This window comes from Hydrogenophaga bisanensis (genome assembly GCF_042665135.1).
Classification (GTDB): domain Bacteria; phylum Pseudomonadota; class Gammaproteobacteria; order Burkholderiales; family Burkholderiaceae_C; genus Hydrogenophaga; species Hydrogenophaga bisanensis.
This window is the reverse complement of the sequence record NZ_JBHTBX010000007.1, coordinates 212,319-238,507: the sequence shown is the minus strand read 5'-3', so window position 1 is coordinate 238,507 and position 26,189 is coordinate 212,319. Positions and strand designations below refer to the sequence as shown.

20 protein-coding genes, 1 pseudogene and 1 riboswitch are annotated in these 26,189 nt (G+C 65.8%); of the genes and pseudogenes, 15 read left to right on the top strand and 6 right to left on the bottom strand.

The genetic code is table 11. The features are described 5' to 3' along the window. Window positions 1-2 precede the first annotated feature (2 nt). Window positions 3-305 carry a P-II family nitrogen regulator gene (locus ACFQNJ_RS12465; protein ID WP_382257817.1) on the top strand — a complete coding sequence of 101 codons (303 nt, stop codon included), beginning with the start codon at window positions 3-5 and terminating at the stop codon, window positions 303-305. A gap of 102 nt (window positions 306-407) precedes the next feature. On the opposite strand, the gene ACFQNJ_RS12460 is transcribed toward ACFQNJ_RS12465, so the two are convergent. Together ACFQNJ_RS12460 and ACFQNJ_RS12455 are read right to left on the bottom strand one after the other, a co-directional pair. After that, the gene (locus tag ACFQNJ_RS12460; protein ID WP_374640426.1) at window positions 408-800 is read right to left on the bottom strand and encodes an RNA recognition motif domain-containing protein; all 393 of its coding nucleotides are present in this window, start codon (window positions 798-800) and stop codon (window positions 408-410) included. 229 nt (window positions 801-1,029) lie between these two features. Further along, window positions 1,030-1,743 (bottom strand): formate/nitrite transporter family protein, encoded by a 714-nt coding sequence (locus ACFQNJ_RS12455; protein WP_382257813.1) that lies wholly within the window; start codon window positions 1,741-1,743, stop codon window positions 1,030-1,032. A gap of 147 nt (window positions 1,744-1,890) precedes the next feature. Next, window positions 1,891-1,966, top strand: a riboswitch (SAM riboswitch). A gap of 57 nt (window positions 1,967-2,023) precedes the next feature. On the opposite strand from ACFQNJ_RS12455, the gene metX reads away from it, so the two are divergent. Both metX and metW read left to right on the top strand, forming a co-directional pair. Beyond that, window positions 2,024-3,211 carry a homoserine O-succinyltransferase MetX gene (gene metX / locus ACFQNJ_RS12450; RefSeq protein WP_382257810.1) on the top strand — a complete coding sequence of 396 codons (1,188 nt, stop codon included), beginning with the start codon at window positions 2,024-2,026 and terminating at the stop codon, window positions 3,209-3,211. After that, window positions 3,204-3,785, top strand: a complete 582-nt coding sequence (gene metW / locus ACFQNJ_RS12445) for a methionine biosynthesis protein MetW (RefSeq protein WP_374640429.1) — start codon at window positions 3,204-3,206, stop codon at window positions 3,783-3,785. The genes metX and metW overlap by 8 nt, the downstream gene beginning before the upstream one ends. A gap of 5 nt (window positions 3,786-3,790) precedes the next feature. Here the strand turns inward: metW and ACFQNJ_RS12440 are convergent, their stop codons facing one another. Then, complete coding sequence (locus ACFQNJ_RS12440) at window positions 3,791-4,468, bottom strand: transglutaminase-like domain-containing protein (protein WP_382257807.1); 678 nt, start codon at window positions 4,466-4,468, stop codon at window positions 3,791-3,793. A gap of 270 nt (window positions 4,469-4,738) precedes the next feature. Between ACFQNJ_RS12440 and ACFQNJ_RS12435 the strand changes: the two are divergent. From ACFQNJ_RS12435 to ACFQNJ_RS12390, 10 genes and pseudogenes are all read left to right on the top strand, one after another. After that, window positions 4,739-6,288: pseudogene (locus ACFQNJ_RS12435) on the top strand (methyl-accepting chemotaxis protein). A 57-nt stretch (window positions 6,289-6,345) separates the two neighbouring features. Then, the gene (locus ACFQNJ_RS12430; RefSeq protein WP_382257804.1) at window positions 6,346-6,870 is read left to right on the top strand and encodes a chemotaxis protein CheW; all 525 of its coding nucleotides are present in this window, start codon (window positions 6,346-6,348) and stop codon (window positions 6,868-6,870) included. A gap of 60 nt (window positions 6,871-6,930) precedes the next feature. Next, entirely contained in the window at window positions 6,931-8,580 is a 1,650-nt protein-coding gene (locus ACFQNJ_RS12425; protein WP_382257801.1) for a methyl-accepting chemotaxis protein, read from the top strand. A gap of 245 nt (window positions 8,581-8,825) precedes the next feature. Further along, window positions 8,826-9,335 (top strand): chemotaxis protein CheW, encoded by a 510-nt coding sequence (locus ACFQNJ_RS12420; RefSeq protein WP_382257885.1) that lies wholly within the window; start codon window positions 8,826-8,828, stop codon window positions 9,333-9,335. Window positions 9,336-9,384: 49 nt separating this feature from the next. Then, entirely contained in the window at window positions 9,385-11,538 is a 2,154-nt protein-coding gene (locus tag ACFQNJ_RS12415) for a Cache 3/Cache 2 fusion domain-containing protein (RefSeq protein ID WP_382257798.1), read from the top strand. 54 nt (window positions 11,539-11,592) lie between these two features. Next, window positions 11,593-13,389, top strand: a complete 1,797-nt coding sequence (locus ACFQNJ_RS12410) for a methyl-accepting chemotaxis protein (protein WP_382257795.1) — start codon at window positions 11,593-11,595, stop codon at window positions 13,387-13,389. Window positions 13,390-13,495: 106 nt separating this feature from the next. Beyond that, on the top strand, window positions 13,496-15,067 hold the full coding sequence (locus ACFQNJ_RS12405; protein WP_382257792.1) for a methyl-accepting chemotaxis protein: 1,572 nt from the start codon (window positions 13,496-13,498) through the stop codon (window positions 15,065-15,067). 54 nt (window positions 15,068-15,121) lie between these two features. Then, window positions 15,122-16,684 (top strand): methyl-accepting chemotaxis protein, encoded by a 1,563-nt coding sequence (locus tag ACFQNJ_RS12400; RefSeq protein WP_382257790.1) that lies wholly within the window; start codon window positions 15,122-15,124, stop codon window positions 16,682-16,684. Window positions 16,685-16,782: 98 nt separating this feature from the next. Next, complete coding sequence (locus ACFQNJ_RS12395) at window positions 16,783-18,285, top strand: M20 family metallopeptidase (protein ID WP_382257787.1); 1,503 nt, start codon at window positions 16,783-16,785, stop codon at window positions 18,283-18,285. Window positions 18,286-18,301: 16 nt separating this feature from the next. Then, complete coding sequence (locus ACFQNJ_RS12390; RefSeq protein ID WP_382257784.1) at window positions 18,302-19,153, top strand: alpha/beta hydrolase; 852 nt, start codon at window positions 18,302-18,304, stop codon at window positions 19,151-19,153. A 13-nt stretch (window positions 19,154-19,166) separates the two neighbouring features. Here the strand turns inward: ACFQNJ_RS12390 and ACFQNJ_RS12385 are convergent, their stop codons facing one another. Genes ACFQNJ_RS12385 through ACFQNJ_RS12375 form a run of 3 tightly spaced genes read right to left on the bottom strand, consistent with a single transcriptional unit; the run spans window position 19,167 to window position 22,214 of the window. Beyond that, on the bottom strand, window positions 19,167-20,342 hold the full coding sequence (locus ACFQNJ_RS12385; protein WP_382257781.1) for an MFS transporter: 1,176 nt from the start codon (window positions 20,340-20,342) through the stop codon (window positions 19,167-19,169). A gap of 43 nt (window positions 20,343-20,385) precedes the next feature. Next, window positions 20,386-21,111, bottom strand: a complete 726-nt coding sequence (locus ACFQNJ_RS12380) for a 16S rRNA (uracil(1498)-N(3))-methyltransferase (protein WP_382257778.1) — start codon at window positions 21,109-21,111, stop codon at window positions 20,386-20,388. 11 nt (window positions 21,112-21,122) lie between these two features. Beyond that, complete coding sequence (locus ACFQNJ_RS12375; RefSeq protein WP_382257777.1) at window positions 21,123-22,214, bottom strand: aminoglycoside phosphotransferase family protein; 1,092 nt, start codon at window positions 22,212-22,214, stop codon at window positions 21,123-21,125. 111 nt (window positions 22,215-22,325) lie between these two features. Between ACFQNJ_RS12375 and ACFQNJ_RS12370 the strand changes: the two genes are divergently transcribed. Then, window positions 22,326-24,800, top strand: coding sequence for an LPS-assembly protein LptD (locus tag ACFQNJ_RS12370; RefSeq protein ID WP_382257774.1), 2,475 nt, complete (start codon window positions 22,326-22,328; stop codon window positions 24,798-24,800). Further along, the gene (locus ACFQNJ_RS12365) at window positions 24,793-26,175 is read left to right on the top strand and encodes a peptidylprolyl isomerase (protein ID WP_382257771.1); all 1,383 of its coding nucleotides are present in this window, start codon (window positions 24,793-24,795) and stop codon (window positions 26,173-26,175) included. The genes ACFQNJ_RS12370 and ACFQNJ_RS12365 overlap by 8 nt, the downstream gene beginning before the upstream one ends. Window positions 26,176-26,189: the final 14 nt, after the last annotated feature.

Here is a 26,189-nt window from a genome sequence, read left to right as displayed (position 1 = left end):
TCATGGACAAGCACGCCCGCACCCTGCTGGTGATCATTGCCGAAGCGGCGCTGGAGAAGCGCCTGGTGGCCGACAGCCAGCGCCTGGGCGCCCAGGGTTACACCGTGCACGACGTGCGTGGCGGCAGCCGCCTGTCGGTTCGCGAGTCGCTCTGGGAGGCTGACCGCAGCATCGAGATGAAGGTGATCGCCAGCCCGGAAGTCGCCGATGCCATTGCCCGCCATGTGATGGGTAGCTACGCGCCGCACTACGGGCTGACGCTGTACTTTGCCGACGTGGATGTCATCCGGCCGGAAAAATTCTGAGGGCGCGGCAACGGCCAGTCATGTGGACCGGCATGAAAAAACCCCCGGGGCAGGGCCTGCGGGGGTTGTTGTCTGTCGGCCCCTGTGGGCCGAAAGCGCTGATCAGTAGCCGCCGCGGCCACCGCCGCCGTCACGACGACCGCCGCCGCCGTAGGGGCTGCGGAAACCGCCGTCGTTGCCACCGCCAAAGCCGCCTTCACGACGGCCACCGCCGAAGCCACCACCGCCGGTGCGGGGGGGACGCGGCTCCATGGGACGGGCTTCGTTGACCACCAGGCTGCGACCGCCCAGCGACTGGCCGTTCATGCCCTGGATGGCCGACTGGGCTTCTGCATCGCTGCCCATTTCGACGAAACCGAAGCCCTTGGAACGGCCGGTGTCGCGCTCCATCATGACCTTGGCGCTGTTGACGGCACCGAAGGCAGAGAAGGCTTGTTGCAGATCGTCGTCGCGCACGGTGTAAGGCAGGTTGCCGACGTACAGTTTGTTGCCCATGGTTGGGACTCCTAAGAACACACAGAGAAATAGCGATGGAGCCCCGTCGTCAGCACACAAGAACCTGTAGCACGCGAAACCTACCAATCACTGAACATGCAGGTGCCTCGGGCACTCGCCGGACCATTATGCGCGCAAAGCCAGCCGGGTAGTGACAATTTTGACGATGGCCCTGATCGCCCGGGGTGGCGATGCGGTTTCGCAACACCGGCAACCGGGTGGCGACGCCTCAATCCGGTGCGCGACGCCGGTAGATCAGGTGGTAGGTCAGCCCGACCAGCACGCTGCCGCCCAACAGGTTGCCGGCAATCACCGGTAGCAGGTTCAGACCCAGCCCGGCCCAGGTGACCGGGTGCGCCGCCAGGGCCGGGTCCGAGGCCTGGACCATCATGGCCAGCGGGAAGAAGTACATGTTGGCGATGCTGTGCTCGAAACCGGCGGCCACGAAGGTGGCCACCGGAGGGACGATGGCCACCGCCTTGTCGATGACACTGCGCCCGGCCATGGCCATCCACACGGCCAGGCAGACCAGCACGTTGCACAGCACGCCCCGGAACAGCGCTTCCTGCCAGGGCAGGGCCTGTTTGGCCAGCGCCACCTTGACCACCTGCTGGGCCACCGCACCGCCGTGGGCGCCGGTGTGGCCGCTGAGGTAGACCAGCACCGCCAGCCCGGCGGCCCCCACGAAGTTGGCCGCGCACACCAGCACCCAGTTGCGCAGAACCTCCCGCGTGCCGATCTGCCCATCGGCCCAGGCCAGGGCCAGCAGGTTGTTCCCGGTGAACAGCTCGGCGCCGGCCACCACCACGAGCAGCAGGCCAATGGAAAACACCAGGCCACCCAACCATTGCGAAGTGGCAAAACCCAGCGACGCATCGGCCTTGACCAGCAGGAAGGCCAGCGAGCCCAGGCCGATGAAGGCCCCGGCCAGGACGCCCAGCATCAGCAGGGCAGTGTGGCCATGCGCGCCTTGGCCACGTCCACCGTCTCGATGCGCTGGGCGATCTCGCGCGGGGCGTAGGCGTCGGAGCCAAACAGGTCGGACATGGCAGTCTCCCGGCCCGTGACAGGGGCCGACCGATGGATTTATACTGCCGCCAGCGCCGATTTGTTCCGGATTGCGGGCGCTTTAGAAATGCCGCTAAAGGGGAGATGCCCGGTCTGCCTCTTGGCGGAGCCGGGTTTTCTGTTTTCTGGAGCCCCGCGCGGCGGGGGAGTCCATCGTGATCGTCACGCCACAAACCTTTCGCTTCGACCAGCCGCTGCCGCTGCGCAGCGGCGCGACGCTGCCGGCCTATGAGCTCAAGGTCGAGACCTACGGCAAGCTCAACGCCGACAAGTCCAACGCGGTGCTGATCTGCCATGCCCTGAACGCCAGCCACCATGTGGCGGGTTACCACGCCGACGAGCACGGCCAGCCGATCGCGCGCAGCGAGGGCTGGTGGCACAACATGATCGGGCCAGGCAAGGCGGTGGACACCAACCGCTGGTTTGTCATTGGCGTCAACAACCTGGGGTCCTGCTTCGGCAGCACCGGCCCGACGCACACCAACCCCGCCACCGGCCAGCCCTGGGGCGCCGACTTTCCGGTGGTGACAGTGGAAGACTGGGTCAACGCGCAGGCCCGTCTGCTCGACGCCCTGGGCATCGGCCAGCTGGCGGCCGTCATGGGTGGCAGCCTGGGCGGGATGCAGACCCTGAGCTGGACCTTGCAGTACCCGGAGCGCGTGCGCCATGCGGTGGTGGTGGCCAGCGCACCCAACCTCACGGCCGAGAACATCGCCTTCAACGAGGTGGCACGCCGCGCCATCGTGACCGATCCGGATTTCCACGGTGGCCACTACCTGCGAGAGGGCACCCTGCCCCGCCGGGGGCTGCGCATCGCGCGCATGATCGGGCACATCACCTACCTGAGCGACGATGTGATGAATGAAAAATTCGGTCGTTCGTTGCGTCCGGCCGATGGTGAAGACCCGGCGGCTGTGGCCGAGCTGGCCTACAGGTATTCCACTCAAGAGGTGGAGTTCCAGATCGAGAGCTACTTGCGCTACCAGGGCGACAAGTTCAGCGAGTACTTCGACGCCAACACCTACCTGCTGATCACGCGCGCGCTGGACTACTTCGATCCGGCGCGCGAGTACGACGGCAACCTGAGTGCCGCGCTGGCGCGGGCCACGGCCAAGTTCCTGCTGGTGAGTTTCACCACCGATTGGCGTTTCTCGCCGGCGCGCAGCCGCGAGATCGTCAAGGCGCTGCTGGACAATGGCCGCGACGTGAGCTACGCCGAGATCGATGCACCTCATGGACACGATGCCTTCCTGCTGGACGACGCGCGCTATCACGCGGCGGTGCGCTCGTACTTCGAGCAGACGGTGACGCGGTCGGTGAAGATGGAGGTGGCCCATGGCTGAGCACAGCGTGATGGAGAGCATTGCCCGCCTGGTGCCGCCCGGCTCGCGGGTGCTGGACCTGGGGTGCGGCGACGGTGCGATGCTGGAGCACCTGCAGAAGACGCGGCAGTGCAGCGGCTACGGAGTGGAGATTGACGACACCAAGGTGCAGGCCTGCCTGCGCCGGGGCGTCAATGTGCTGCAGCTGAACCTGGAAGAAGGTCTGACCATGTTCGGCGACGATGCCTTCGACGTGGTGCTGCAGATCGACACCCTGCAGCACCTGCGCAATGCCGAAACCATGCTGCGCGAGACCGCGCGTGTCGGGCGCATTGGCATCGTGGCCTTTCCCAACTTTGCCCACTGGCCCAACCGGCTGGATGTGCTGCGCGGGCGCATGCCGGTGACCAAGCGCCTGCCATACCAGTGGTACGACACGCCGAACATCCGCGTGGGTACCTACGCCGACTTCGAGGTGCTGGCGCGCAGCTGCGGCCTGCGGGTGGAGGACAGCTTCGGTCTGCACGAAGGGCAGGAGGTGCGCACCTTGCCCAATCTGATGGCCAGCACGGCCGTCTTCAAGCTGAGCAACTGAACGGCTCAGCGCCCTGTCTCGCGTTCGGCGTCGGCGGCGAAATCGCCGTTGTCCAGGCCACCCGGTGACCAGAACGGATAGACCTGGGCAAAGGTGGCACGGATCTCCTCCAGCGGCAGATCGTCGAAGCTGCCGCGTTCGTTGACATATTCCATGTGCTGGTTGCCCGCCCGGTCAAACGGGTGGTAGAGCGAGTCGTGGATGCCGTCGAATTCCAGCGGCAGCAGGCCGAACTTCTCGCACAGCGACAGGTTGAAGGCGGGCGTGGCCTTGCGCCAGGCGCCGTCGATCCACAGCTCGGTGTACCCGTGCCAGACGAAGACGTCGGTCTTCATGGTCTCGCGCAGCTTTTCCGTGGACATGTGGTTGCGCACGTCGGCAAAGCCCAGCCGCGCGGGGATGCCGGCCGCCCGGGCCACGGCCGCGAGCACGACCGCCTTGGGCACGCACCAGCCGTATCCCTGTTCCAGTGCGGTGCTGGCGGTCATGCCTTTGGGCGACAGGTCGATGCGGTAGGGGTCGTAGCGCAGGCCATCGCGCACGGCCAGGTACAGCGCCACCGCACGTTCACGGTCAGTGCTGCCATGGGCATGTGCTCGGGCGAAGGCCAGGACGGCGGGGTGGTCCGCGTCGATGCAGGGGGTGGCGGTCAGCCAGGGGCTGGAGATGGATGGAGAGGGCATGCCTTCACCGTAGCAGAGCCGCTGGCGGCTTGTCCATCGTCTGCGTGACCATCTCCGCTGGTCGTCGATATTGATAAAAATGGCAAAACAAGGTGTATCCGTGACTTATGTCGCTTCAGCTTGGGCGCAAACTGCCGACAACACTGGCAAACCCTGCGAGCCAAAGCATCAAGGTGGGCAACGTCGACGCACACCTTGGCGTGCATCCAGTCGCCGATGTTGTCCGGGGATTAGAAGCAATCAAGCAATTCCACCCGGAAGACAGAAACTATGAAAACGACCAACGGATTTGGCATTGCCCGGCGCTTGCTGGCGGTCAGCGGCGTCATCTCGCTGGCGCTGGCGGCCCTGGCCGTGGTCTCCTACATCAGCCTGCATGCTGCCTCGGACCTGGCCAACTTCACCGAAAAGAACCGCGTGCCCCAGTTGCAGGCGATGTCGGCGTTGGAACTGAATGTGACCCAGGTGTCCCTGCAGATCCGCCATGCCATCCTGGCCCGCAATCCTCAGGAACTGCAAAGCACGCTGCAATACATCGCGGACAAGCGCAAGCACATGGATCAGGTGATGGCTGCGTTTGAGCAGCGCTTGTTTTCACCCGAGGGCAAGGCGCATTTCAAGACCTTGCCGCCCATGTTGGCCGAGTTCTGGAAGGTGGGGGAGGCCAACATCGCGCTGATCCAGTCCGGGCAGAAGGAGGAGGCGTTTCCGTTTCTGGTGGATCGCACCATTCCCACCCGTATTGCCTTGCTGGAGGCCATTCACAAAGGCACTGAGGTGCAAAGACGGGTCTGGAAGCTGACATTGGCAAGATCGAGGCCAGTGTGAACCGCTCCGCCCTGCTGCTGGTGGTGGCGGTGCTGGTGATCGCGGCCCTGCTCCTGTCCTTTTCGGTGTGGGTGGGCGCCCAATTGCGCCGGCGTGTGGCCCTGGCCCAGGCAGTGACCGAGCGGGTGCGCGACGGCGACCTGACCCGGCCGGTGCAGGACGACGCCCAGGACGAACTCACGCCGCTGCTGGCTGCCCTGAACGAGATGCAGGGTTCGCTGACACGGGTGGTGAGCACGGTGCGCCAAGGTGCCGAAGGCGTGGCCACCGCCAGCTCTCAGATCGCCCAGGGCAATCAGGACCTGTCCAGCCGGACCGAGCAGCAGGCCAGCGCGCTGGAGGAGACTTCGGCTTCCCTGGAGGAAATGGGCTCGACCGCCCAGCAGAACGCCGACAACGCCCGGGCGGCCAGTCAGCTGGCGGCCAGTGCCAGCCAGGTCGCTGTTCAGGGTGGCCAGGTGGTCGGTCAGGTCGTGGACACCATGCGCGAGATCAACGCCAGCAGCCGCAAGATCAGCGACATCATTGGTGTGATTGACGGCATTGCCTTCCAGACCAACATCCTGGCGCTCAACGCCGCGGTGGAAGCGGCACGCGCCGGTGAGCAGGGCCGGGGTTTTGCGGTGGTCGCGGGCGAGGTGCGCAACCTGGCGCAGCGCAGCGCCGAGGCGGCCAAGGAGATCAAAGGCCTGATCGGCGCCAGCGTCGAACGGGTGGAGCAAGGCACCGCCCTGGTGGACCAGGCCGGCAGCACCATGCAGGAAATCGTCCAATCCATCCAGCGGGTGACCGATATCGTGGGAGAGATCAGCAGCGCCAGCCTCGAGCAGAACGCCGGGGTGCAGCAGGTCAGCGAAGCCGTGAGCAACATGGACCAGGCCACCCAGCAAAACGCAGCGCTGGTGGAGGAAAGTGCCTCGGCAGCGGCGGCCTTGCAACAGCAGGCCGATCAGCTGGTCAAGGCTGTCTCGGTGTTCAGACTCAAGAACTGACGGATCCGGTCGAAACCCGGTAGGACGGCAGAGCAATCTTTTTTATCAGGAACGAGCATGGACATGACCCAGGAAGCCCGCCAGCTGGCGGCGCAACAGAGCGCGCGAGCAAGCGCAGCATCCAGCCAAGGCAAAGCGGAATACCTGACCTTCCGTCTGGGTGCCGAGGAATACGGCATTGACATCCTGCGGGTGCAGGAGATCCGCTCGTACGAAGAGCCCACACGCATCGCCAATGCACCGTCCTTCATCAAGGGTGTCGTGAACCTGCGCGGGGTGATCGTGCCGGTGGTGGATCTGCGCATCAAACTCAACTGCGAGAAGGTGGAATACAACGGCTTCACGGTGGTGATCGTGCTCAACGTGCACGGCCGGGTGGTCGGCGCGGTGGTGGACTCGGTCTCGGACGTAATCGAGCTGGGGGGCGAGCAGATTCGCCCGGCGCCGGAGATGAACACGACGGTGGACACGACCTTCATCACCGGGATTGCCAGCGTGGCCGAGCGCATGCTCATCCTGATGGACATCGAGGCACTCATGTCCAGCGCCGACATGGGCCTGATCGACGCCAGCCGCGGCTGATGCGCTGGGCCACCTAACCGACTGGCGGTGAGCGCCAGACAACCCAAGGGGAAATTCATCATGTCTTCTCAACAGGTCTCTGGCGCCCGCTCCGGGCAGGCGACACGTGCCCGAATGGGCGACCAGGTCATCCTGGCGGCTGTCCTGATCAGCGCCCTGGCGGCGGTGGCGCTGGGCTTTGTGTACTACGAGCCCACCCTGGGCGTCATTGGCGCGCTGGCTTTCACCGGGGTGGGTCTGGCCGGCTTCCTGCTGTGGCGCGGGACGCTGACGTCGCGCCTGATGCTGACCACGGCCCTGGCGGCCCTGGTGGCCCTGCACATCCAGTTGGCTCACGGAGAAACCGAGTACCACTTCGGCGTCTTCGTGACCCTGGCCTTGCTGATGGTGTATCTGGACTGGCGCCCCATCGTGTACGCGGCCGCTTTGTTCGCGGTGCACCATGTGGGCTTTGACCGCTTGCAGGCCTTCGGTTTCGGTTTCTACTGCCTGACCGAACCCAACTTCTGGCGCGTGGTGCTGCATGCGGTGTACGTGGTGGTGCAGACGGCGCTGGAGGTGATGCTGGTGATCGGGCTCGCACGCACGGCTCGCCAGGGCGACGAGCTGACCGAGCTGGTCGAGCGCGTGGATCAGCCGGACGGCATTGCCCTGGACGTCAAGAACGTGGCGGTGTCCACACCGGGCGGCGAAGCCCTGAAGTCGGCCCTGCTGCGCATGCTGGGGGTGGTGTCGTCGGTGCAGCAATCGGCCTTGCAGATCGAAACCGCCAGCCAGGAGATCTCGACCGGCAACCACGACCTGTCGATGCGCACCGAGCAGACCGCCAGCAACCTGCAGGAAACGGCGGCTTCCATGGAGCAGCTGAACACCACGGTGCGCAACAGCGCTGATGCCGCTCGCCAGGCCAGCCAGATGGCGGTGGCTAACGCCGAGGTCGCGGCCCGGGGTGGTCAGGTGGTTGGCCAGGTGGTCAGCACCATGAGTGAGATTCACCACAGCAGCCAGAAGATCAACGACATCATCGGGGTGATCGATGGCATTGCCTTCCAGACCAACATTCTGGCGTTGAACGCTGCCGTGGAAGCGGCCCGTGCGGGCGAGCAGGGCCGGGGTTTTGCGGTGGTGGCTGGTGAGGTGCGCAGCCTGGCGCAGCGCAGCGCCGAAGCGGCCAAGGAGATCAAGGGCCTGATCGGCACGAGCGTGGAGAAGGTCGAGACCGGCACCCGCCTGGTGGCCGAGGCGGGCACTACCATCGACGATGTGGTGGCCAACGCCCAGCGCGTGGCCGACATCATTGGCGAGATCACGGCCGCCACTTCCGAACAGAGCCAGGGCATCAGTCAGGTGCACACCGCCGTCAGCCAGCTGGACCAGATGACGCAGCAGAACGCGGCGCTGGTGGAAGAAAGCGCGGCCGCGGCAGAGAGCCTCAAGGACCAAGCCCAGCGACTCACGGAAGCGGTGAAGATCTTCCGCGTGGACGGTCTGCAGAGCAGCATGGCGGTGAGCACGTACACGCCGGTGAAGGCCGTGCCAGTGACGATGGCGTCCAAGCCACGGCCGCCGGCGCCGGTGCAGGCCTCGGCACGGCCGGTGGCACGCAAGCCGATCCCGTCAGTGCCCAGCCAACCGGCGCCAGTGGCGGCCAAGCCAGCGCTGGCCGTGGCTTCGAAAGCCTCCGACGAAGGGGACTGGGAGAGCTTCTGAGCGGCTCGGCCTTGGTTGGCCGACAGGTTTTTATGCGGGCAGACGGGAGGCATTCCGTCTGCCTTTTTTCATGGCACCTGGCACCGGCAGCGGTGTTTGTTGAATTCTTTGGTGTTCAAGAAGCCGGGCTAAGCGCGGTTCTGTCCGGGGTTTGTCGTCTTTTTTCCGACTTCAGGTGGCTGTGGTTTGGTCGATAGTCCAAAAACCCTCCCTCAATTCGTCTATCGAGGACGCAGACCATGGACATGCTCAATCAATCCGGACAGGCCAACCGCCAGAGCAGCGCGGCGCAAAAAGCCAATGCCGAATACCTGACCTTCCGCCTGGGTGCCGAGGAGTACGGCATCGACATCCTGCGGGTGCAGGAGATCCGCTCGTACGAAGAGCCCACGCGCATTGCCAATGCACCTTCCTTCATCAAGGGCGTGGTCAACCTGCGCGGGGTGATCGTGCCGGTGGTGGATCTGCGCCTGAAGCTGGGGTGTGCCACGGCCGAGTACAACGGTTTCACGGTGGTGATCGTGCTCAACGTGCATGGTCGGGTGGTCGGTGCGGTGGTGGACTCGGTCTCGGACGTGATCGAGCTGGGGGGCGAGCAGATTCGCCCGGCGCCGGAGATGAACACGACGGTGGACACGACCTTCATCACGGGAATTGCCAGCGTGGCTGAGCGCATGCTGATCCTGATGGACATCGAGGCGCTGATGTCCAGCGCCGACATGGGCCTGATCGACGCCAGCCAGCAGCTTCAGTGACACGCAAGGTCACGACACCGTATCGCTGCGCCCATCACAGGACATCGACATGACGACAAACGCATCTTCCCGCCAGTCCCTTGCGCGCCGTGTGGCCTTGCTGGCCACGGTCATGCTGGCCGTGGGGCTGGCGCTGGTCAGTACCGCCATTGCCCTGGTGGCCGAGAGCAAGACCCGGGACCGGGTGATTCAGGTCACCGGGGAGAAGGTGCAGTCGATCGCCGACGCGATCGATGCATTCGATGCCACGGCGATGATGCTGGCCGACCGGGCTTACAAGCCATTCCGCAAGAAGTTTGCCGACGTGTTCGAGCTGGACGCCGAGTCGGGCCACCTCAAGAGCTGGGGCATGCTGCTCAACGGCGACACGTCCGAGGTGGATGCCTTCAGTGTGACCAACGGAGGCAATGCCACCATCTTCATGCGCAAGGGCGATGACTTCGAGCGAATCACGACTTCGCTGAAGAAGGAAAACGGTGAGCGGGCCGTGGGCACCATGCTGGCACGCGATCATCCTGCGTATCCGAAGATGCTGGCCGGCGAAAGTTACATGGGCCGCGCCATGCTGTTTGGCAAGCCGCACATGACCGTGTATGAGGCGATCAAGGACGCCGAAGGCAAGGTAGTCGGCATCCTTTACATCGGATTTGACATCACCGAGTTCCAGGCTTCTGTGGACAAGCTGGTGGCTGAGGCCCGTTTCTACCAGACAGGTTCGACCACCGTCATCGATCCAAGGGCACGCAATGAGGACGCGGTGTTCATCACCCACCCGACTGCTCGTGGCAAGAAGGTGCTGGAGGTAATGCCGGGCGCGGCGAACATGCTCGGTGCTCTTCGTGCATCCAGCGATGTCATGGTGCGAGATGCGGTGCCGCTGATCACGGCGGATCTGGGTGACCCGTGGGTGGTCAAGCGTCAGGCCAAGAACAGTGGCTGGTGGGTGGTGGCCGAGGTGTCCGACGACGAGGCCATGGTGTCGCACTGGCAGACGATGTACGCCTTCTGGGCCTTGCTGGGCGGTACCGCGGTGGTGCTGGGTCTGGGCATGTTCTGGATCATGCGCCGCTATGTGAGCCAGCCGCTGTCGCAGCTGACCTCTGCGGTGACCACGGTGGCACAGGGCGATCTGACCGGCTCGTTCAAGAGCGACCGCAAGGACGAGGTGGGCGTGCTGGTGCGCGAGGTCGAAGGCATGCGCCAGCACTTTGCCTCCATGGTCCGTGACATGCGCACGGCTGCGGACAGCATCGGTACGGCGTCGGTGGAGATTGCCAGCGGCAACCAGGACCTGTCGCGGCGCACGGAGCAGACGGCTTCGAGCCTGGAGGAGACGGCCGCGTCGATGGAAGAGCTCAACAGCACGGTGCGCAACAGCGCCGATGCAGCACGCCAGGCCAACCAGCTGGCCGCCAGCGCGGCCGAGATTGCCGCCCGTGGTGGCGAGGTGGTGGCCCAGGTGGTCACGACCATGGATGAGATCAACCACAGCAGCCGCAAGATCAGCGACATCATTGGCGTGATCGACGGTATTGCTTTCCAGACCAACATCCTGGCGCTCAACGCCGCCGTGGAAGCGGCTCGCGCCGGTGAGCAGGGTCGGGGTTTTGCGGTGGTGGCCGGTGAGGTGCGCAACCTGGCGCAGCGCAGCGCCGAGGCGGCCAAGGAGATCAAGGGCCTGATCGGCACCAGCGTGGAGAAGGTCGAGGCGGGCAGCCGTCTGGTGGCCGATGCGGGCACGACGATGGGCGAGATTGTGGGCTCGGTGCAGCGCGTGAGCGACATCGTGGGCGAGATCACGGCGGCAGCGGGCGAGCAGAGCGACGGCATCAGCCAGGTGAACGTGGCGGTGAACCAGCTCGATCAGATGACGCAGCAGAACGCGGCGCTGGTCGAAGAGAGCGCGGCCGCGGCCGAGAGCCTCAAGGACCAGGCACAGCGTCTGGCGGTGCTGGTGCAGGCATTCCGGGTGGACGGTGCGAGCGCCAGTGGTTACACACCTGTCACACCGTTGCCTTCCCGGTCGGAGGTAAGTTCTGTCAAGTCCGTGCCGCCGCAGGTGAAGGCAGCCCCCCCGGCGCCGGCGCTCAAGCAGCCATCGACCAGGAAACCCGCCGCCTCTACGTCACCGGCGGCCCCTGCCGCCACTCCGATAAAACCATCCAAAGCCAGCGCCGATGAAGGCGACTGGGAAAGCTTCTGACCAACCACTGTGGTACAGCAGCCCCACGACTGAAGAGCATCGAAAGGAAATCCCATGAAAAATCTCAAGATCGGAAAACGGCTCGCCATGGGCTTCGGTCTGGTGCTGGCGCTGCTGGTGATGATGGTGGCGTTGTCCATCGTGGCACTCAATGGCGCACGTGAAGATGAGGCACGCCTGGTGGAAATGGAAAAGCGAGCGTCCATGGCCGAGCAGTGGCTGGCCAACACCACGCTGAACGTCAACCGGGTGCTGGCGCTGGCCAAGTCGGGCAACAACCCGGAGGTGGATGCCTACTTCAAGCCGCTGATTGCCCAGACCACCGAGCGCATCAACGCCCTGCAGAAGGACCTGCAAGCCTCGATCGAGTCCGAGAAGGGCAAGGCCTTGCTGGTCACGATCGGTGAGCAGCGCAAGGCTTACATCGATGCCCGCAAGAAGTACTTCGATACGCTGAATGCCGCCGATCCGGCCGCCGCCGACATGCTGGAAAAGGATCTGCTGCCCGCGGCCGACCGCTACATGTCTGTCATGGGAGAGTTTGCCAAGCTGCAGGACACGTTGGTCGAGGAAGCCGTGGCACACGCCAGCAGCGACATCAGCGCCCAGATTCTTCAAGTGACTGTGCTCGCCGTCATCGCTCTGATCGGCGGCCTGGTCTTCGCCTGGAGCATCACGTATTCGGTGACCGCGCCGATTGGTGAGGCCGTCAGGGCCGCCCGCGCGGTGGCCGACGGCGACCTGACCCAGAAGGTCTCCAGCGACCGCAAGGACGAGCTGGGTGATCTGCTCAAGGCCCTGGCCGACATGAAGACATCGCTGCTGAGCACGGTGACCCAGGTGCGCCAGGCCACCGACAGCATCGGGACGGCGTCGGTGGAGATTGCCAGCGGCAACCAGGACCTGTCGCGGCGCACGGAGCAGACGGCTTCGAGCCTGGAGGAGACGGCCGCGTCGATGGAAGAGCTCAACAGCACGGTGCGCAACAGCGCCGATGCGGCGCGCCAGGCCAACCAGCTGGCCGCCAGCGCGGCCGAGATTGCCGCCCGTGGTGGCGAGGTGGTGGCCCAGGTGGTCACGACCATGGATGAGATCAACCACAGCAGCCGCAAGATCAGCGACATCATCGGCGTGATCGACGGCATTGCGTTCCAGACCAACATCCTGGCGCTGAACGCCGCCGTGGAAGCGGCCCGCGCGGGTGAGCAGGGCCGGGGCTTTGCGGTGGTCGCGGGCGAGGTGCGCAACCTGGCGCAGCGCAGCGCAGAGGCAGCCAAGGAGATCAAGGGCCTGATCGGCACGAGCGTGGAGAAGGTCGAGGCGGGCAGCCGTCTGGTGGCCGACGCGGGCACGACGATGGGCGAGATTGTGGGCTCGGTGCAGCGCGTGAGCGACATCGTGGGCGAGATCACGGCGGCGGCGGGCGAGCAAAGCGACGGCATCAGCCAGGTGAATGTGGCGGTGAACCAGCTCGATCAGATGACGCAGCAGAACGCGGCGCTGGTCGAAGAGAGCGCTGCGGCGGCCGAGAGCCTCAAAGACCAGGCACAGCGCCTGGCCGAGGTGGTCAAGATCTTCCGCATCGACGGCAGCGATGCTGTCCGTGCGGTCAGCGCCAGCATCACGCCCGCCACCACCTTCAAACCGGCCCCGGTGGCGGCGGTGACCAAGCCCAAGTCCGTGGCCAACGGCGGCAAGTCGTCTGCCCAGGCGACGACGTCCGCGCCGGCGAAATCACCGGCGCCTGCCGCTGCCCTCAAGCGACCCGCACTGGCAGCGGCAAGCCCGGCTGCCAAGCCGGTCAAGGTCGCTGCGGCCACGGCCGATGAAGGTGACTGGGAGAGTTTCTGATCGCGGACGGATCTGGCGAACCCGAGATGAATGGGCGGGTGACCCACGAGGTCACTGCGCCATGGAACGATACAAAAAACAGTTGGTCGAGCACAGGAGTTAGCACATGGGTCTTCAAAGTCTGATGCGGCAGTTTTCCATCCGCATGCGCATGATCGGTGCCATCGGGGTGGTGCTGGTGTTGCTCCTCCTGCTGGGGGCTACGGGTCTCTGGGGCATGCACCGCATTTCCTCCCTGGGTGAGGACTTCCAGAAGCACGAATTCGTCGAACTGGTCACCCTGTCGCAATTGCGTGTCCAGCTGGCCGACATGAGCCGGCACGAGAAGGACATGGTGATCAACTACGAGTCCCCCGAGCAGCTGTCGCTGGCCAACATGCGCTGGGAGCGATCTCTCAAGGACATCCGCGCCAGCATCGCGAAGATGCTGGAAGGTGAGGCCGACGAAGACAACGTCATCCTGCAGGGCATGGAGCAGAAGCTGCAGGCTTACGTCAAGGCCGTGGAGCCGGTGGTCACCCAGATCCGCGACGGCGGCTATGACTCGGCCACCGTGGCCAACCGCATGCTGGCCAAGGCGCACGACCAGTACGCTGCCCTGCTGGTTGATATGGGCAAGGTGGAGGACGCCATCCGCCAGGAAGCCAGCGACACGCAGGCGGCGACCGAAGCGGCCAGCAACCAGATGCTCATCGTCTTCGGCATTGCCCTGGGTCTGGCGATGTTGGTCGTGGTGCCCACCACGCTGGCCAACATGACCAGCATCTGTCGCCCGCTGGATCGTGCGCAGGCCATGGCGACCGCGATTGCCCAGGGCGACCTGACGCGCCGGATCGACGTGGACGGCAAGGACGAGCTGGCCGACCTGTCGCGTGCGCTCGGTGAGATGCAGACGTCGCTGGCGCGCATTGTCGGTGAGGTGCGTCGGGCCACCGACAGCATCGGCACCGCCAGTGCCGAGATCGCCTCGGGCAACCAGGACCTGTCCAACCGCACCGAGCAGACCGCCAGCAACCTGCAGCAGACAGCCAGCAGCATCGAGCAGATCAACGGCAACCTGCACCAGAGCGCCGAGGCCGCCCGACAAGCCAACCAGATGGCCTCCTCGAACGCCGAGGTCGCGGCGCGCGGCGGCCAGGTGGTCAACCAGGTGGTCAACACCATGCAGGAGATCAACCAGAGCAGCCAGAAGATCCACGACATCATCGGCGTGATCGACGGCATTGCGTTCCAGACCAATATTCTCGCGCTCAACGCGGCGGTGGAAGCCGCCCGTGCAGGCGAGCAGGGCCGGGGCTTTGCAGTCGTCGCTGGCGAGGTGCGCAGCCTGGCACAGCGCAGCGCCGAGGCCGCCAAGGAAATCAAGACATTGATCGGCACCAGCGTCGAGAAGGTCGAGGCCGGCACGCGACAGGTGGGCGAGGCCGGCATGACGATTCAGGAAATCGTGAGCAACGCCGACAAGGTGTCGGCCTTCATCAAGGACATCACCACGGCCGCCAACGAACAGTCGCAGGGCATGGGCCAGGTCAACCAGGCCGTGTCGCAGCTGGACCAGATGACGCAGCAGAACGCCGCGCTGGTCGAGCAAAGCGCGGCCGCTGCCGCCAGCCTGCGTGAGCAGGCGCAGAAGCTGGCGGCGCTGGTGGCCACCTTCCGCCTGGCGTCCACCACCTGAGTGTCGCGAGCGATCTACCCGATATCCATTGTTCAATTTTCAGGGACCACAACCATGCTCGACTCGATGAGCTTCCGCAGCAAGATCGGCCTTCAGCTGATCGCGGCCGTTCTGGCCATCGTCGTCATCAGTGCCATGTCGGTGTGGATGGTGCGCCAGCAGACCATCGCGGGTCGTGAGGGGCAGCTCGTTGCCGCCGTCGATTCGGCCTACACCATCGCACAAGGTTTCAAGGCCGAGGCTGACGCTGGCCGCATGAGCACCGAAGCCGCGCAGTTCGCCGCCAAGGCCGCCATCCGCATGTCACGCTTCGGTGACGGTGGCAAGGAATACTTCTACATCTGGTCGACCGAGGGCGTGGGGGTGATGCACCCGGTCAAGCCCGAGTGGGAAGGCCAGAACATGGTCGGCAAGATCAAGGACGGCCAGGGCACCGATGTGATCGGTTTCCTGCTGGGCGAACTGGCCAAGAGTCCCAATGGCCGTGCATTTGCGCTGACCAACTTCCCGCGCCCCGGCAGCACCACGCCAGTGCCCAAGCTCCAGTACGTGATCCGCGTCGACGGCTGGAACTGGATGGTCGGCTCCGGGCTGTACACCGACGACTACGCGCAGCTGGTGCTCAAGGCCACGGCGGCCAGCCTGGTGATCGGCGTGCTGGCGCTGCTGGCCATTGGCGGCATCGGCTGGCTGACCTTCCGCAGCGTCATGCGTCAGATTGGCGGCGAGCCCGCCGAGGCGGTGGCCGCGATGCGCGAGGTGGCCGGCGGCAACCTGGCGGTGTCCTTGCCCAAGGTCGTGCCCGGCAGCTTGTTGGCTGCCCTGGGGGACATGATCGGATCCCTGCGACAGACCGTCAGCCAGGTGCGCACCGCCACCGACAGCATCAGCACCGCCAGCACCGAGATTGCCACCGGCAACCAGGACCTGTCCATGCGCACCGAGCAGACCGCGTCCAGCCTGCAGGAGACGGCGGCGTCCATGGAGCAGCTCACCGGCACGGTGCGCCAGAGCGCCGACGCCGCCCGCACCGCATCCCAGCTGGCGCAGGAAGCGGCCAGTGTCGCCCGCCAGGGCGGTTCGATGGTCGAGCAGGTCGTCAGCACCATGAGCGAGATCAACCAGAGCAGCCAGAAGATCAACGACATCATCGGCGTGATCGACGGCATTGCCTTCCAGACCAACATCCTGGCGCTGAACGCGGCGGTGGAGGCGGCCCGTGCCGGGGAGCAGGGTCGCGGCTTTGCCGTGGTGGCCGGCGAGGTGCGCAGCCTGGCGCAGCGCAGCGCCGAGGCGGCCAAGGAGATCAAGACCCTGATCGGCAACAGCGTGGAAAAGGTCGAGACCGGTACCCGACTGGTGGCCGACGCCGGCAACACCATGGGCGAGATTGTGTCCAGCGTGCAGCGCGTGACCGACATCATCGGCGAGATCAGTGCGGCCACCAGCGAGCAGAGCCAGGGCATCGGTCAGGTGGGCGTGGCCGTGACGCAGCTCGACCAGATGACGCAGCAGAACGCCGCGCTGGTCGAGGAAAGCGCGGCGGCCGCCGAGAGCCTGCGTGACCAGGCCAGCCGTCTGGCGGGTGTGGTGGCCACCTTCCGCCTGGATCGCTGAGCCTCCCCGCTGGGGGGCACCCGCACGGCACACAGCCGTGCGTCATCTGCCTATACTGACAGCCTTGTCTTGTGTCACATCACACGGAGAGGCTGCCCATGAACGCCCGATTGCCCGACCGCGCCCTTGCGCTGGATGCCGCCGCCACCCAGGCGATGGTCGATCGCGCCTGGTCCGAGCGCATCGTTCCTGAATTGGTCCGCTACATCGAGGTGCCGGCCAAGTCGCCCGCCTTCGACGCCGACTGGGCCGCCCACGGCCTGCTGGAGCGGGTGCTGCAGAGCGCGGCCGACTGGGTGGCCGCCCAGCAGGTGCCCGGCCTGACGTTGGAAGTCATTCGCCTGAACGATGCCCAGGGTCGTCCGCGCACACCGGTCCTTTTCTTCGAGGTGCCGGCCAGCGAAGGCCAGGACGGCACGCCGGCTCCGGCGTCCGGTCAGACCGTGCTGATGTACGGCCACCTGGACAAGCAGCCCGAGTTCACCGGCTGGCGCAGCGACCTGGGCCCCTGGACGCCCAAGATCGATGACGGCAAGCTCTATGGCCGTGGCGGTGCCGATGATGGCTACGCGGTCTACGCCAGCATCGCCGCCATCCAGGCCCTCAAGGCCCAGGGCGTGGCGCATCCCCGCATCGTCGGCCTGATCGAAACCTGCGAAGAAAGCGGCTCGGCCGATCTGCTGCCCTACGTGGACGCCCTGCGCGGCCGCCTGGGCGATGTCGGCCTGGTGATCTGCCTGGACAGCGGCGCTGGCAACTACGACCAGCTGTGGCTGACCACCAGCCTGCGTGGCATGGCCAGTGGCGTGCTCAAGGTCGAGATCCTCACCGAGGGCATCCACTCCGGTGACGCGTCCGGCCTGGTGCCGTCGAGCTTCCGGATCATGCGCCAGGTGCTCGACCGCCTGGAGGACAGCGCGACGGGTCGTCTGCTGCCGGCCAGCTTCCACTGCGAAGTGCCGGCCGAGCGCGTGGCCCAGGCGCGGGCGACCGCCGCCATCCTGGGTGAGGAGGTCTACAAGCGCTTCCCCTGGGCCCACCACGACTGCGGCGGCTCGACGGTGTTTGCGCTGCCGACCACCACCGACCCGGTCGAGGCCCTGCTCAACCGCACCTGGCGCCCCACCCTGTCCGTGACCGGCGCCGAGGGCTTTCCCGCCCTCAAGGACGCCGGCAACGTGCTGCGCCCCTACACCGCCTTCAAGCTCAGCCTGCGCCTGCCACCCCTGGTCGATGCACCGCAGGCGGTGCAGCAACTCAAGGCCTTGCTGGAAGACAACGCGCCCTACCAGGCCAAGGTGACCTTCGCGCCTGAGGGGGCGGCCAGCGGCTGGAATGCGCCGTCGACCACGCCCTGGTTCGAACAGGCCCTGCAGGACGCTTCGCAGGCGCACTTCGGGGCGGCCTGCGGCACCATCGGCCAGGGCGGCACCATTCCGCTCATGAACATGCTCAGCCAGGGCTTCCCCAAGGCCCAGATGATGGTCTGCGGCGTGCTCGGCCCCAAGAGCAATGCCCATGGCCCCAACGAGTTCCTGCACCTGGACTATGCGCGCCGCCTGACAGCCGCCGTGGCCCAGGTGATGGCCCGCATGCCCTGAACCTGACCCTGCTGGCATGAGCGACACCACCCAGGCACCCTTTACCCTTCGCGACGGCCTGAACATCGCGCTGTACGACTGGCCCCTGCCCTTGAGGCAGCGGCCCCGTGGCGTGGTGCTGATCGTGCACGGTCTGGGCGAGCACGCCTGGCGCTACGACGCGCTGGCCCAGCGCCTGAACGATTGGGGTTTCTGTGTCCGCGCCTACGACCAGCGCGGTCATGGCGAGTCTGGTGGCCATCGGGGCGTCCTTCCTTACGAGGACGCGCTGCTCGATGATCTGCAGGAAGTGGTTGACGACACACGGCGCCACATCGCCGAACCGTGGGCCTGTCCGCTGATTCTCCTGGGACACAGCATGGGCGGGCTGGTCAGTGCGACGTTCGTGCAGCGCCAGATGGCCCCGGTGGATGCGCTGGTGCTGTCGTCGCCCGCCCTGGATGCCGGCATCGGGGGCTTGAAGAAGGCCTTGATCGGCACGATGAACCGTTGGGCGCCGAACCTGGCCCTGTCCAACGGGCTCGATGCCAGCCGCATCTCCCACGATCCTGACGTGGTCGCCGCCTACGAGAAGGACCGCCTCGTGCACGATCGCATCTCGGCGCGCCTGGCGCGATTCATCGACGTCAACGGCCCGCGGGTGGTGGCGGCCTCACCCGGATGGACCGTTCCGACCCTGCTGCTGTATGCCGGCGACGACCGCCTGGTCCGCCCGGAGGGCAGTCGCGCCTTCGCGGCGGTGGCCCCGCGGGACATCGTGCGCAGCGAATGTCTCAAGGGCCAGTACCACGAGATCTTCAACGAACTCGATCCGTCACCGGCGTACACCGCCCTGAAGGCCTGGCTGGACGCCCGCTGGCCCGCCTGAGAGAGGGCCCGGGTCAGGTCGCGACCTTCGCCTGGCGCCGCACCCAGGCCAACCAGACCAGGGCCAGTCCCGTCAGGGCCACGGGCACCAGCGAACCGATGTTCAGCAGCGCCCAACCCTGGGTCGTGACCAGGGCGCCCGATGCGAACGACGTCAGCGCCATCACCGCAAAAACAAAGAAGTTGATGGCGGCCTGAGCCTTGTCTTTCTCCTCAGGTCGGTAGGCCTGCAGCGACAGCGTGGTGCTGCCGGTGAACAGGAAGTTCCAGCCCACGCCCAGCAGGAACAGCGCGATCAGGAACTGGTGCAGGTCCACGCCCGACAGCGCAATCGCGATGCAGGCGATGTTCAGCAGCACGCCCACGCCCATGATGGTCAGCACTCCGAAACGCTTGATCAGGTGGCCGGTGAAGAAGCCAGGCGCGAACATGCCGATCACGTGCCACTCCAGCACCAGCGCGGCATCGTCGAACTCGAAGCCGCAGACCTGCATGGCCAGGGGCGTGGCCGCCATCAGCAGGTTCATCACCCCATAGCCCAGCGCGGCGCCCGCGGCGGCTACGATGAACACCGGCTGCTTCATGATCACCGACAGCGGGCGGCCGGTGTCGGCATTGGCTTTCCTGGGAGGCAGGGGCGGAAACTTCATGAAGGCCATGATCACCATGGACAGCAGCGCCACCACCGCCAGCGCCAGGTAGGCGCCGGCAAACGGCACCTCCAGCAGGTTGCGGGTGCGGCTGGCCAGGTTGGGGCCGAGCACCGCGCCCACCAGGCCGCCGGCCAGTACCAGCGACACCGCTTTCTCGCGGTAGTCCGGCGCAGCCAGCTCGGCCGCCGCAAAACGGTAGAGTTGCCCGTTGGCGCTGTAGTAGCCGGCGATCACGGTGGCTGCCACCAGCAGCCAGAAGTTCCTGTCCATGGCCGCCCACCAGCACAGCAGGGCCGACAGCAGCGCCACCAGCAGACCAATCTGGAACGAGCCCTGGCGGCCGAAGGCGCTTTGCGTGCGCGCCACCAGCGGGGTGGACAGCGCGCCGCCCACCACATAGCCCATGACCGGCAGCGTGGCCATCCAGCCCAGCGGGGCCAGGCTCAGGCCTACCAGCCCGTTGATGGCGATGAAGACCACATTGTTGGTCAGGAACAGGCCTTGTGCGGCGGCCAGCAGCCAGAGATTTCGATTCATAAGCCGCTGTTTATACAGCGGCCGGCGCGCCTGCGCTGTCGCGTCAGCAGCCCAGGGCCTGTGCCAGGGCCACCAGGGCGGCGGTTTCGGCGCGCAAGGTGCGCGGGCCCAGGCTGACCGGCACGAACCCCGCGGCGCGTGCCAGTGCGTCTTCCTGTGCCGACAGACCCCCTTCCGGGCCGCTCAGAAAGGTCACCGGCTCATCGTCCGGCACGCCCTGCAGCGCCTCGCGCAGCGGCTGCGTGCCTTCGGCCAGCGACAGCACGCAACGCAACGCGGGTGGCTGGGCCGGCGTCCTCAGCCAGGCGGACAGATCCTGCACCGGCTGCACGGCGGGCACGCGGTTGCCACCGCATTGCTCACAGGCCGCGGCCGCCACCGATTGCCAGTGCGCGCTTTTCTTCTGGGCCCGTTCGCCGGACAGCCGCAGCACGCTGTGCGCCGTTTGCAGCGGCGTGATCGAGGCCACGCCCAGCTCGGCCGCCTTCTCCACCAGCCAGTCCATGCGCTCGTTGGCGGGCATGCCCATGGCCAGGTGCACCGGGCGAACCGGTTCCCGCTCGATAGGGTCATGCGATTGCACCTGCACCTCGACGTCGGAGCGGCCCATGCGCAGGATGCTCGCGGCCCATTCACCGCCCTCGCCGTTGAACAGGGTGATGACCGCGCCGGGTTGCAGGCGCAGCACCTGCACATGGCGGGCGGCGCCGGCCGGCAGCGTCAGCTGGGCGCCGGGCGACAGGGGAACAGGGCAGTGAAAACGGGGCATCGGCGCTCCGGTCACACCCGCCCGAAGGCAAAGCCGCTGGCCGCCTGCAGGCCCTCGACCTCGTCGATCAGGCGCAGCAGCGGGCCCAGTTCCCGATACCGGTGCGCCGTGGCCCGGATGTAGGCGATGAAGCGCGGCGCGTCGGCCAGGTACTTGGGCTTGCCGTCGCGCAGCGTCAGGCGCGCGAAGATGCCAGCCACCTTCAGGTGGCGCTGCAGGCCCATCCACTCGACCGCGCGGTAGAACGCGCCGAAGTCGCTGTGCCAGTCCTCGAAATCCATCAGTCCGGCCTTGCGGGCCTTTTCCCAGTAGCGGATGGTCACGTCGATGACGAAGTCCTCTTCCCAGCTCAGGAAGGCGTCGCGCATCAGGCTGGCGATGTCGTAGGTGATGGGGCCATGCACCGCGTCCTGGAAATCCAGCACGCCCAGCTGCTGTGCGGGCGTGTTCCCGGCCGTGAGGGGAATCATCAGGTTCCTCGGCATGAAGTCGCGGTGCACGTACACCTGCGGCGCGGCCAGGTTGCGCGCCACGATGGTGTCAAAGGTCTTGTGCAGGGTCTGTGCCATCGCACCTTCCACCGCCACGCCCTTGTGTTGCGCCAGGTACCAGTCCGGGAACAGCTGCAACTCACGGCGCAGCAATGCCTCGTCATAAGGTGGCAGCACGCCAGGGGCCGAGGCCAGCTGCCAGGCCAGCAGGGCATCGGTGGCCTGCTGGTAGCGCGCCAGATTGGCCTGGGGGCGCTCGGCATCGATCTGCGCCATCATCGTGTCCCGGCCCAGGTCGGTCAGCAGCATGAAGCCCTGCGCCTCGTCCCAGGCCAGCACCTCGGGTACCAGCAGACCGGCGTCCTTCATAAGCGAGGCCACCTTCACAAAGGGGCGACAGTCTTCCTTCTGGGGCGGCGCATCCATGATGATCCGGCTCTCGCCCCCCAGAGTGTCCACGCGAAGGTAGCGACGGAAACTCGCGTCGGCCGAAGCCAGGCGGACGCTGTCAGGCTTCAGGCTGTGAGCGCTGGCGATGGCTGCGAGCCAGCGGCCGAAGGCCTGTTCACGGTCGGCATCGGGCCAAGGGACGGACGGGTCAGGCTGGGTCATGAATCGCAAGGATGGGTGGGACGCGATGGCGACCTCCTCGGGTGCCCTGCGTCATAGGATAATGGGCCGGATTTTACTGACGCACCCCGGGCGAGCCTGCCGATCCCTTGCGTGCCGGACGTTCCTGACCTCACCGCCCCGACCATCGTGACCCAAGAACCGACCCCGACCCTGCGCAGGCGCTCCGCCCCGCTGCAATTCCACCTGGAACCCACGCCGATCGCCCGCGCCCTGCAGGTGCTGGTGGCAGCGATGGCCCTGGCGGCGGTGACCTCCCCCTCCATGGTGCGTGCCCAGCAGTCGGGCGATGTGGACAGCGGCCTCACGCTCAGGTCGGGCGGCATGTTGCAGGAAAACCTGTCACCCGAGTTGCGCCGGCAGGTGCCGACCTTTGTCTACGGCGAGCAGATCGAGGGCAAGAACGATGGCAACACGGTCATCGAAGGCGATGCCGAGTTGCGGCGCCATGACCAGGTCATTCGCGCCGATCGCATCGAGCACGACCAGTCCACCGGTGACACCAAGGCCATCGGCCAGGTGCGCATCCAGCGCAACGGTGACCGCTTCTCCGGTCCGCGCCTGGAGATGAATGTCAACACCGACAAGGGTTTCTTCGAGCAGCCCGAGTACCGCCTGCTCAAGAACGAGGGCACGGGTAACGCCAGCCGCGTCGATTTCCTCGACAAGGACCACATGCAGGTCCATGAGGGCACCTACTCCACCTGTCCGCGTCCGCCGGGCGGTGGTGCCTGGAAACCCGACTGGCTGGTGCGCGGCAAGCGCATCGACCTGGACCAGGTGGAAGATGTCGGCTACGCCTATTCCGGTGTGCTCGAGTTCAAGGATGTCCCGATCCTGGCCGCGCCCATCCTGAGTTTTCCCATTTCCGATGCGCGCAAAAGCGGCTTTCTCTCGCCCGCCGTCGGGGTGGATTCGCTCAATGGCTTCGAGGTCAAGGCACCCTACTACTTCAACCTCGCGCCCAACTACGACCTGACGCTCACGCCCACCCTGATGGGCAAGCGTGGTGTCGATGTGGAAGCCGATTTCCGGTACCTGATGCCGACCTTCACCGGTCAGGCCCGAGCCGCCCTGTTGCCTTCGGACCGTTTGCGCGATGAAAACCGCTGGTTCTATTCGCAGCAGCACTTCCAGCGCTTGCCGTCGCCTGTGGGTGCCCTGGTGCTTGGCATGAACCTCAATCGGGTGAGTGACAACAACTATTGGCGGGATTTCGAGCGTGTCGCTGATACCAAGTGGGGGCGCCTGCTCCCCAGTGGTGGCAACCTGGCGTGGTACTACGGCAACTGGATGGTCAGCGCTGGCGCCAACGTCTATCAGACGTTGCAGGATGAGACCTCCAGAATCATCCCCCCTTTCAATCAGCTGCCTCAGGTCAGTGCCGCTTACAACCGGTTTGACCTCGATCTGTTGGGCTTGCCCGAGTGGGAGTACCAGTTCTTTGCCAACAACTCGCGCTTCCGGCGGTCGTTCCTTGACACCGATAACACGCGAGTGAAGGATGGCGGCGATCGTTTCATGGCCAGTGCCATATTGACGCGCCGTTGGCAGGCACCCGGATGGTATGTGCAGCCACGAGCCAGGCTGCACGCCGCCCAGTACAAGTTTGACGACACGATCGGTTCTCCGCTGACCAAGTCCAGGGTGGTTCCCACCTTGAGCGTGGACAGTGGTCTGATCTTTGAACGAAACGCCGACATGTTCGGGCGCAGTTTTGTGCAAACCCTGGAACCGAGGGTTTTCCTGGCTTACACACCTTTCCGAGATCAGAACGAGTTGCCCAACTACGACTCGGGCTTTGTGGACTACAACTTCATGTCCATGTTCTGGGATGGGATCTATGGCGGCAACGACCGGATCAGCGACCTGAAGGCCATGACGGTCGGTCTCAGTTCGCGATTGCTCGACGTCGGGACAGGGGCCGAGATCCTTCGGCTGGGTATCGCACAGCGCTACCTCTTCGACGACATTCGTGTGACCTTGCCCGGGCGCAGCATCATCCCCAAGGGCATGGATGACCTGTTGCTGGCGGCTCGCCTGCAATTCAACCGCCACTGGTCGCTGGATTCCACCTTCCAGTTCAACCAGGAAACCCGGGAGTCGACACGCAAGACCATCGGGGGCCGCTATACACCGGGTGACCACAAGGTGATCAGTGCGGCCTACCGTTTCCAGCGCGACCGCAGCGAGCAGCTGGACCTGGGCTGGCAGTGGCCGTTGTCGGACCTGTTCGGCAAGTTGCCCGATCCTTTGCGGGGCAAGGCCTATGGACCCGGTCAGTGGTATACCGTCGGCAAGATCAACTACAGCATTGAAGAGCGCAAGCCGATCGAGGTGATCGCCGGCTTTGAATACGACGCCGGATGCTGGCTGGGCCGGGTCGTGCTCCAGCGGCAGCAGACCAGCAGCACGACGCGCAACCAGAAGATCATGTTCCAGCTGGAGTTCAACGGTCTGGCGAGCCTGGGTACAGGCTCCCTGCAGAACCTGGGTGACAGCATTCCCCGCTACAAGGCCTTGCGCGATGGCGAGATCGTGCCCAGCCGCTTCGAAAACTATGACTGACCATTCCTTGCCTGTCCGTGCCCTTGTCCGGTGGGCCTTGCCTGTTCTGGCCGGATGCCTGGGTCTGACTGCCTTGGCGCAACCCCTGCAGCGTGCGAACCAGCTGTCGATGCCGATGGCGCCAGCCGGGGCCGCCGCGGGTGCACGCACGGCCGACTTCATCGTCGCGCTGGTCAACTCCGAGCCCATCACCAACCACGAAGTGCGCCAGCGTCTGCGGCGGATCGAGCAGCAGTTTGCCCAGCAAGGCCGGCCACTGCCGCCGCGTGACCAGTTGTTGCCCCAGGTGCTGGAGCAACTGGTCAACGAGCGCGCCCAGATCCAGCACGCCGTGGATACCGGTATCCGGGTCGATGAGGCTTCACTGCTGGATGCCGAGCGCAGTGTGGCCGCCCAGAACCAGCTCAGTGTCGAGGCACTGCGCCAGCGGCTGGCCGCCGAAGGCATTGACCGCAACCGCTTGCGCAACGACCTGCGCAACCAGATCCTGTTGCAGCGGGTGCGGGACCGCGAGGTGGAGTCCCGGGTGAAGATCACCGAGAGCGATATCGATGCCTACGTCAGCGAGCAGACGGGTGGCGCGGCCGCCAACCTGATGCTCGACCTGTCCCATGTGCTGGTCCTGGTGCCCGAGAATGCCTCCCCTGCCCAGGTGCAGGCGCTGCAGGCCAAGGCCCAGCAAGTGGCCGACCGCGCACGCGCCGGCGCCGACTTTGCCGGCCTCGCACGAGAGTTTTCCGACGCGCCCGAGCGCACCAACGGCGGCCGCTTCGGTGCCCGCCCGGCCGACCGTCTGCCCGACCTGTTTGTGCAGGCCACGCGCGCCCTGCCCACGGGTGGCATTGCCGGTCCCTTGCGCAGCCCGGCCGGTTTTCACGTGCTGCGGGTCAACGACAAGGGGCAGGCGGGATTGCCACCGGCCTCGGTGGTTCAGACCCGGGCGCGGCACATCCTTCTGCGCACTGGCCCGCAGCTGACCGAAGCCCAGGCGGTGGCCCGTCTGGAGCAGTACCGGTCGGACATCCAGGCCGGGCGCGCCAGCTTCGAGGAACTGGCCCGCCAGCACAGCCAGGATGGCTCGGCGAGTGCCGGCGGTGATCTGGGATGGTCGGCGCCTGGGCAGTTTGTGCCCGAGTTCGAGCAGGTGATGAACCGCCTGCGTCCGGGCGACGTTTCGCCACCGCTGGTGTCGCGATTCGGTGTCCACCTGATCCGGGTCGACCAGCGCCGCGACGTCGAGATCAGCCAGCGCGAGCAGCGCGAGCAGATCCGGGCCATGCTGCGTGAGCGCAAGGCCGAGGAGGCGCTGGAGCTCTGGGGTGAAGACATCCGGGGTCGGGCCTTTGTCGAGTACCGGGATGCCCCCCAGCCATGACCGAGACAGAGTCG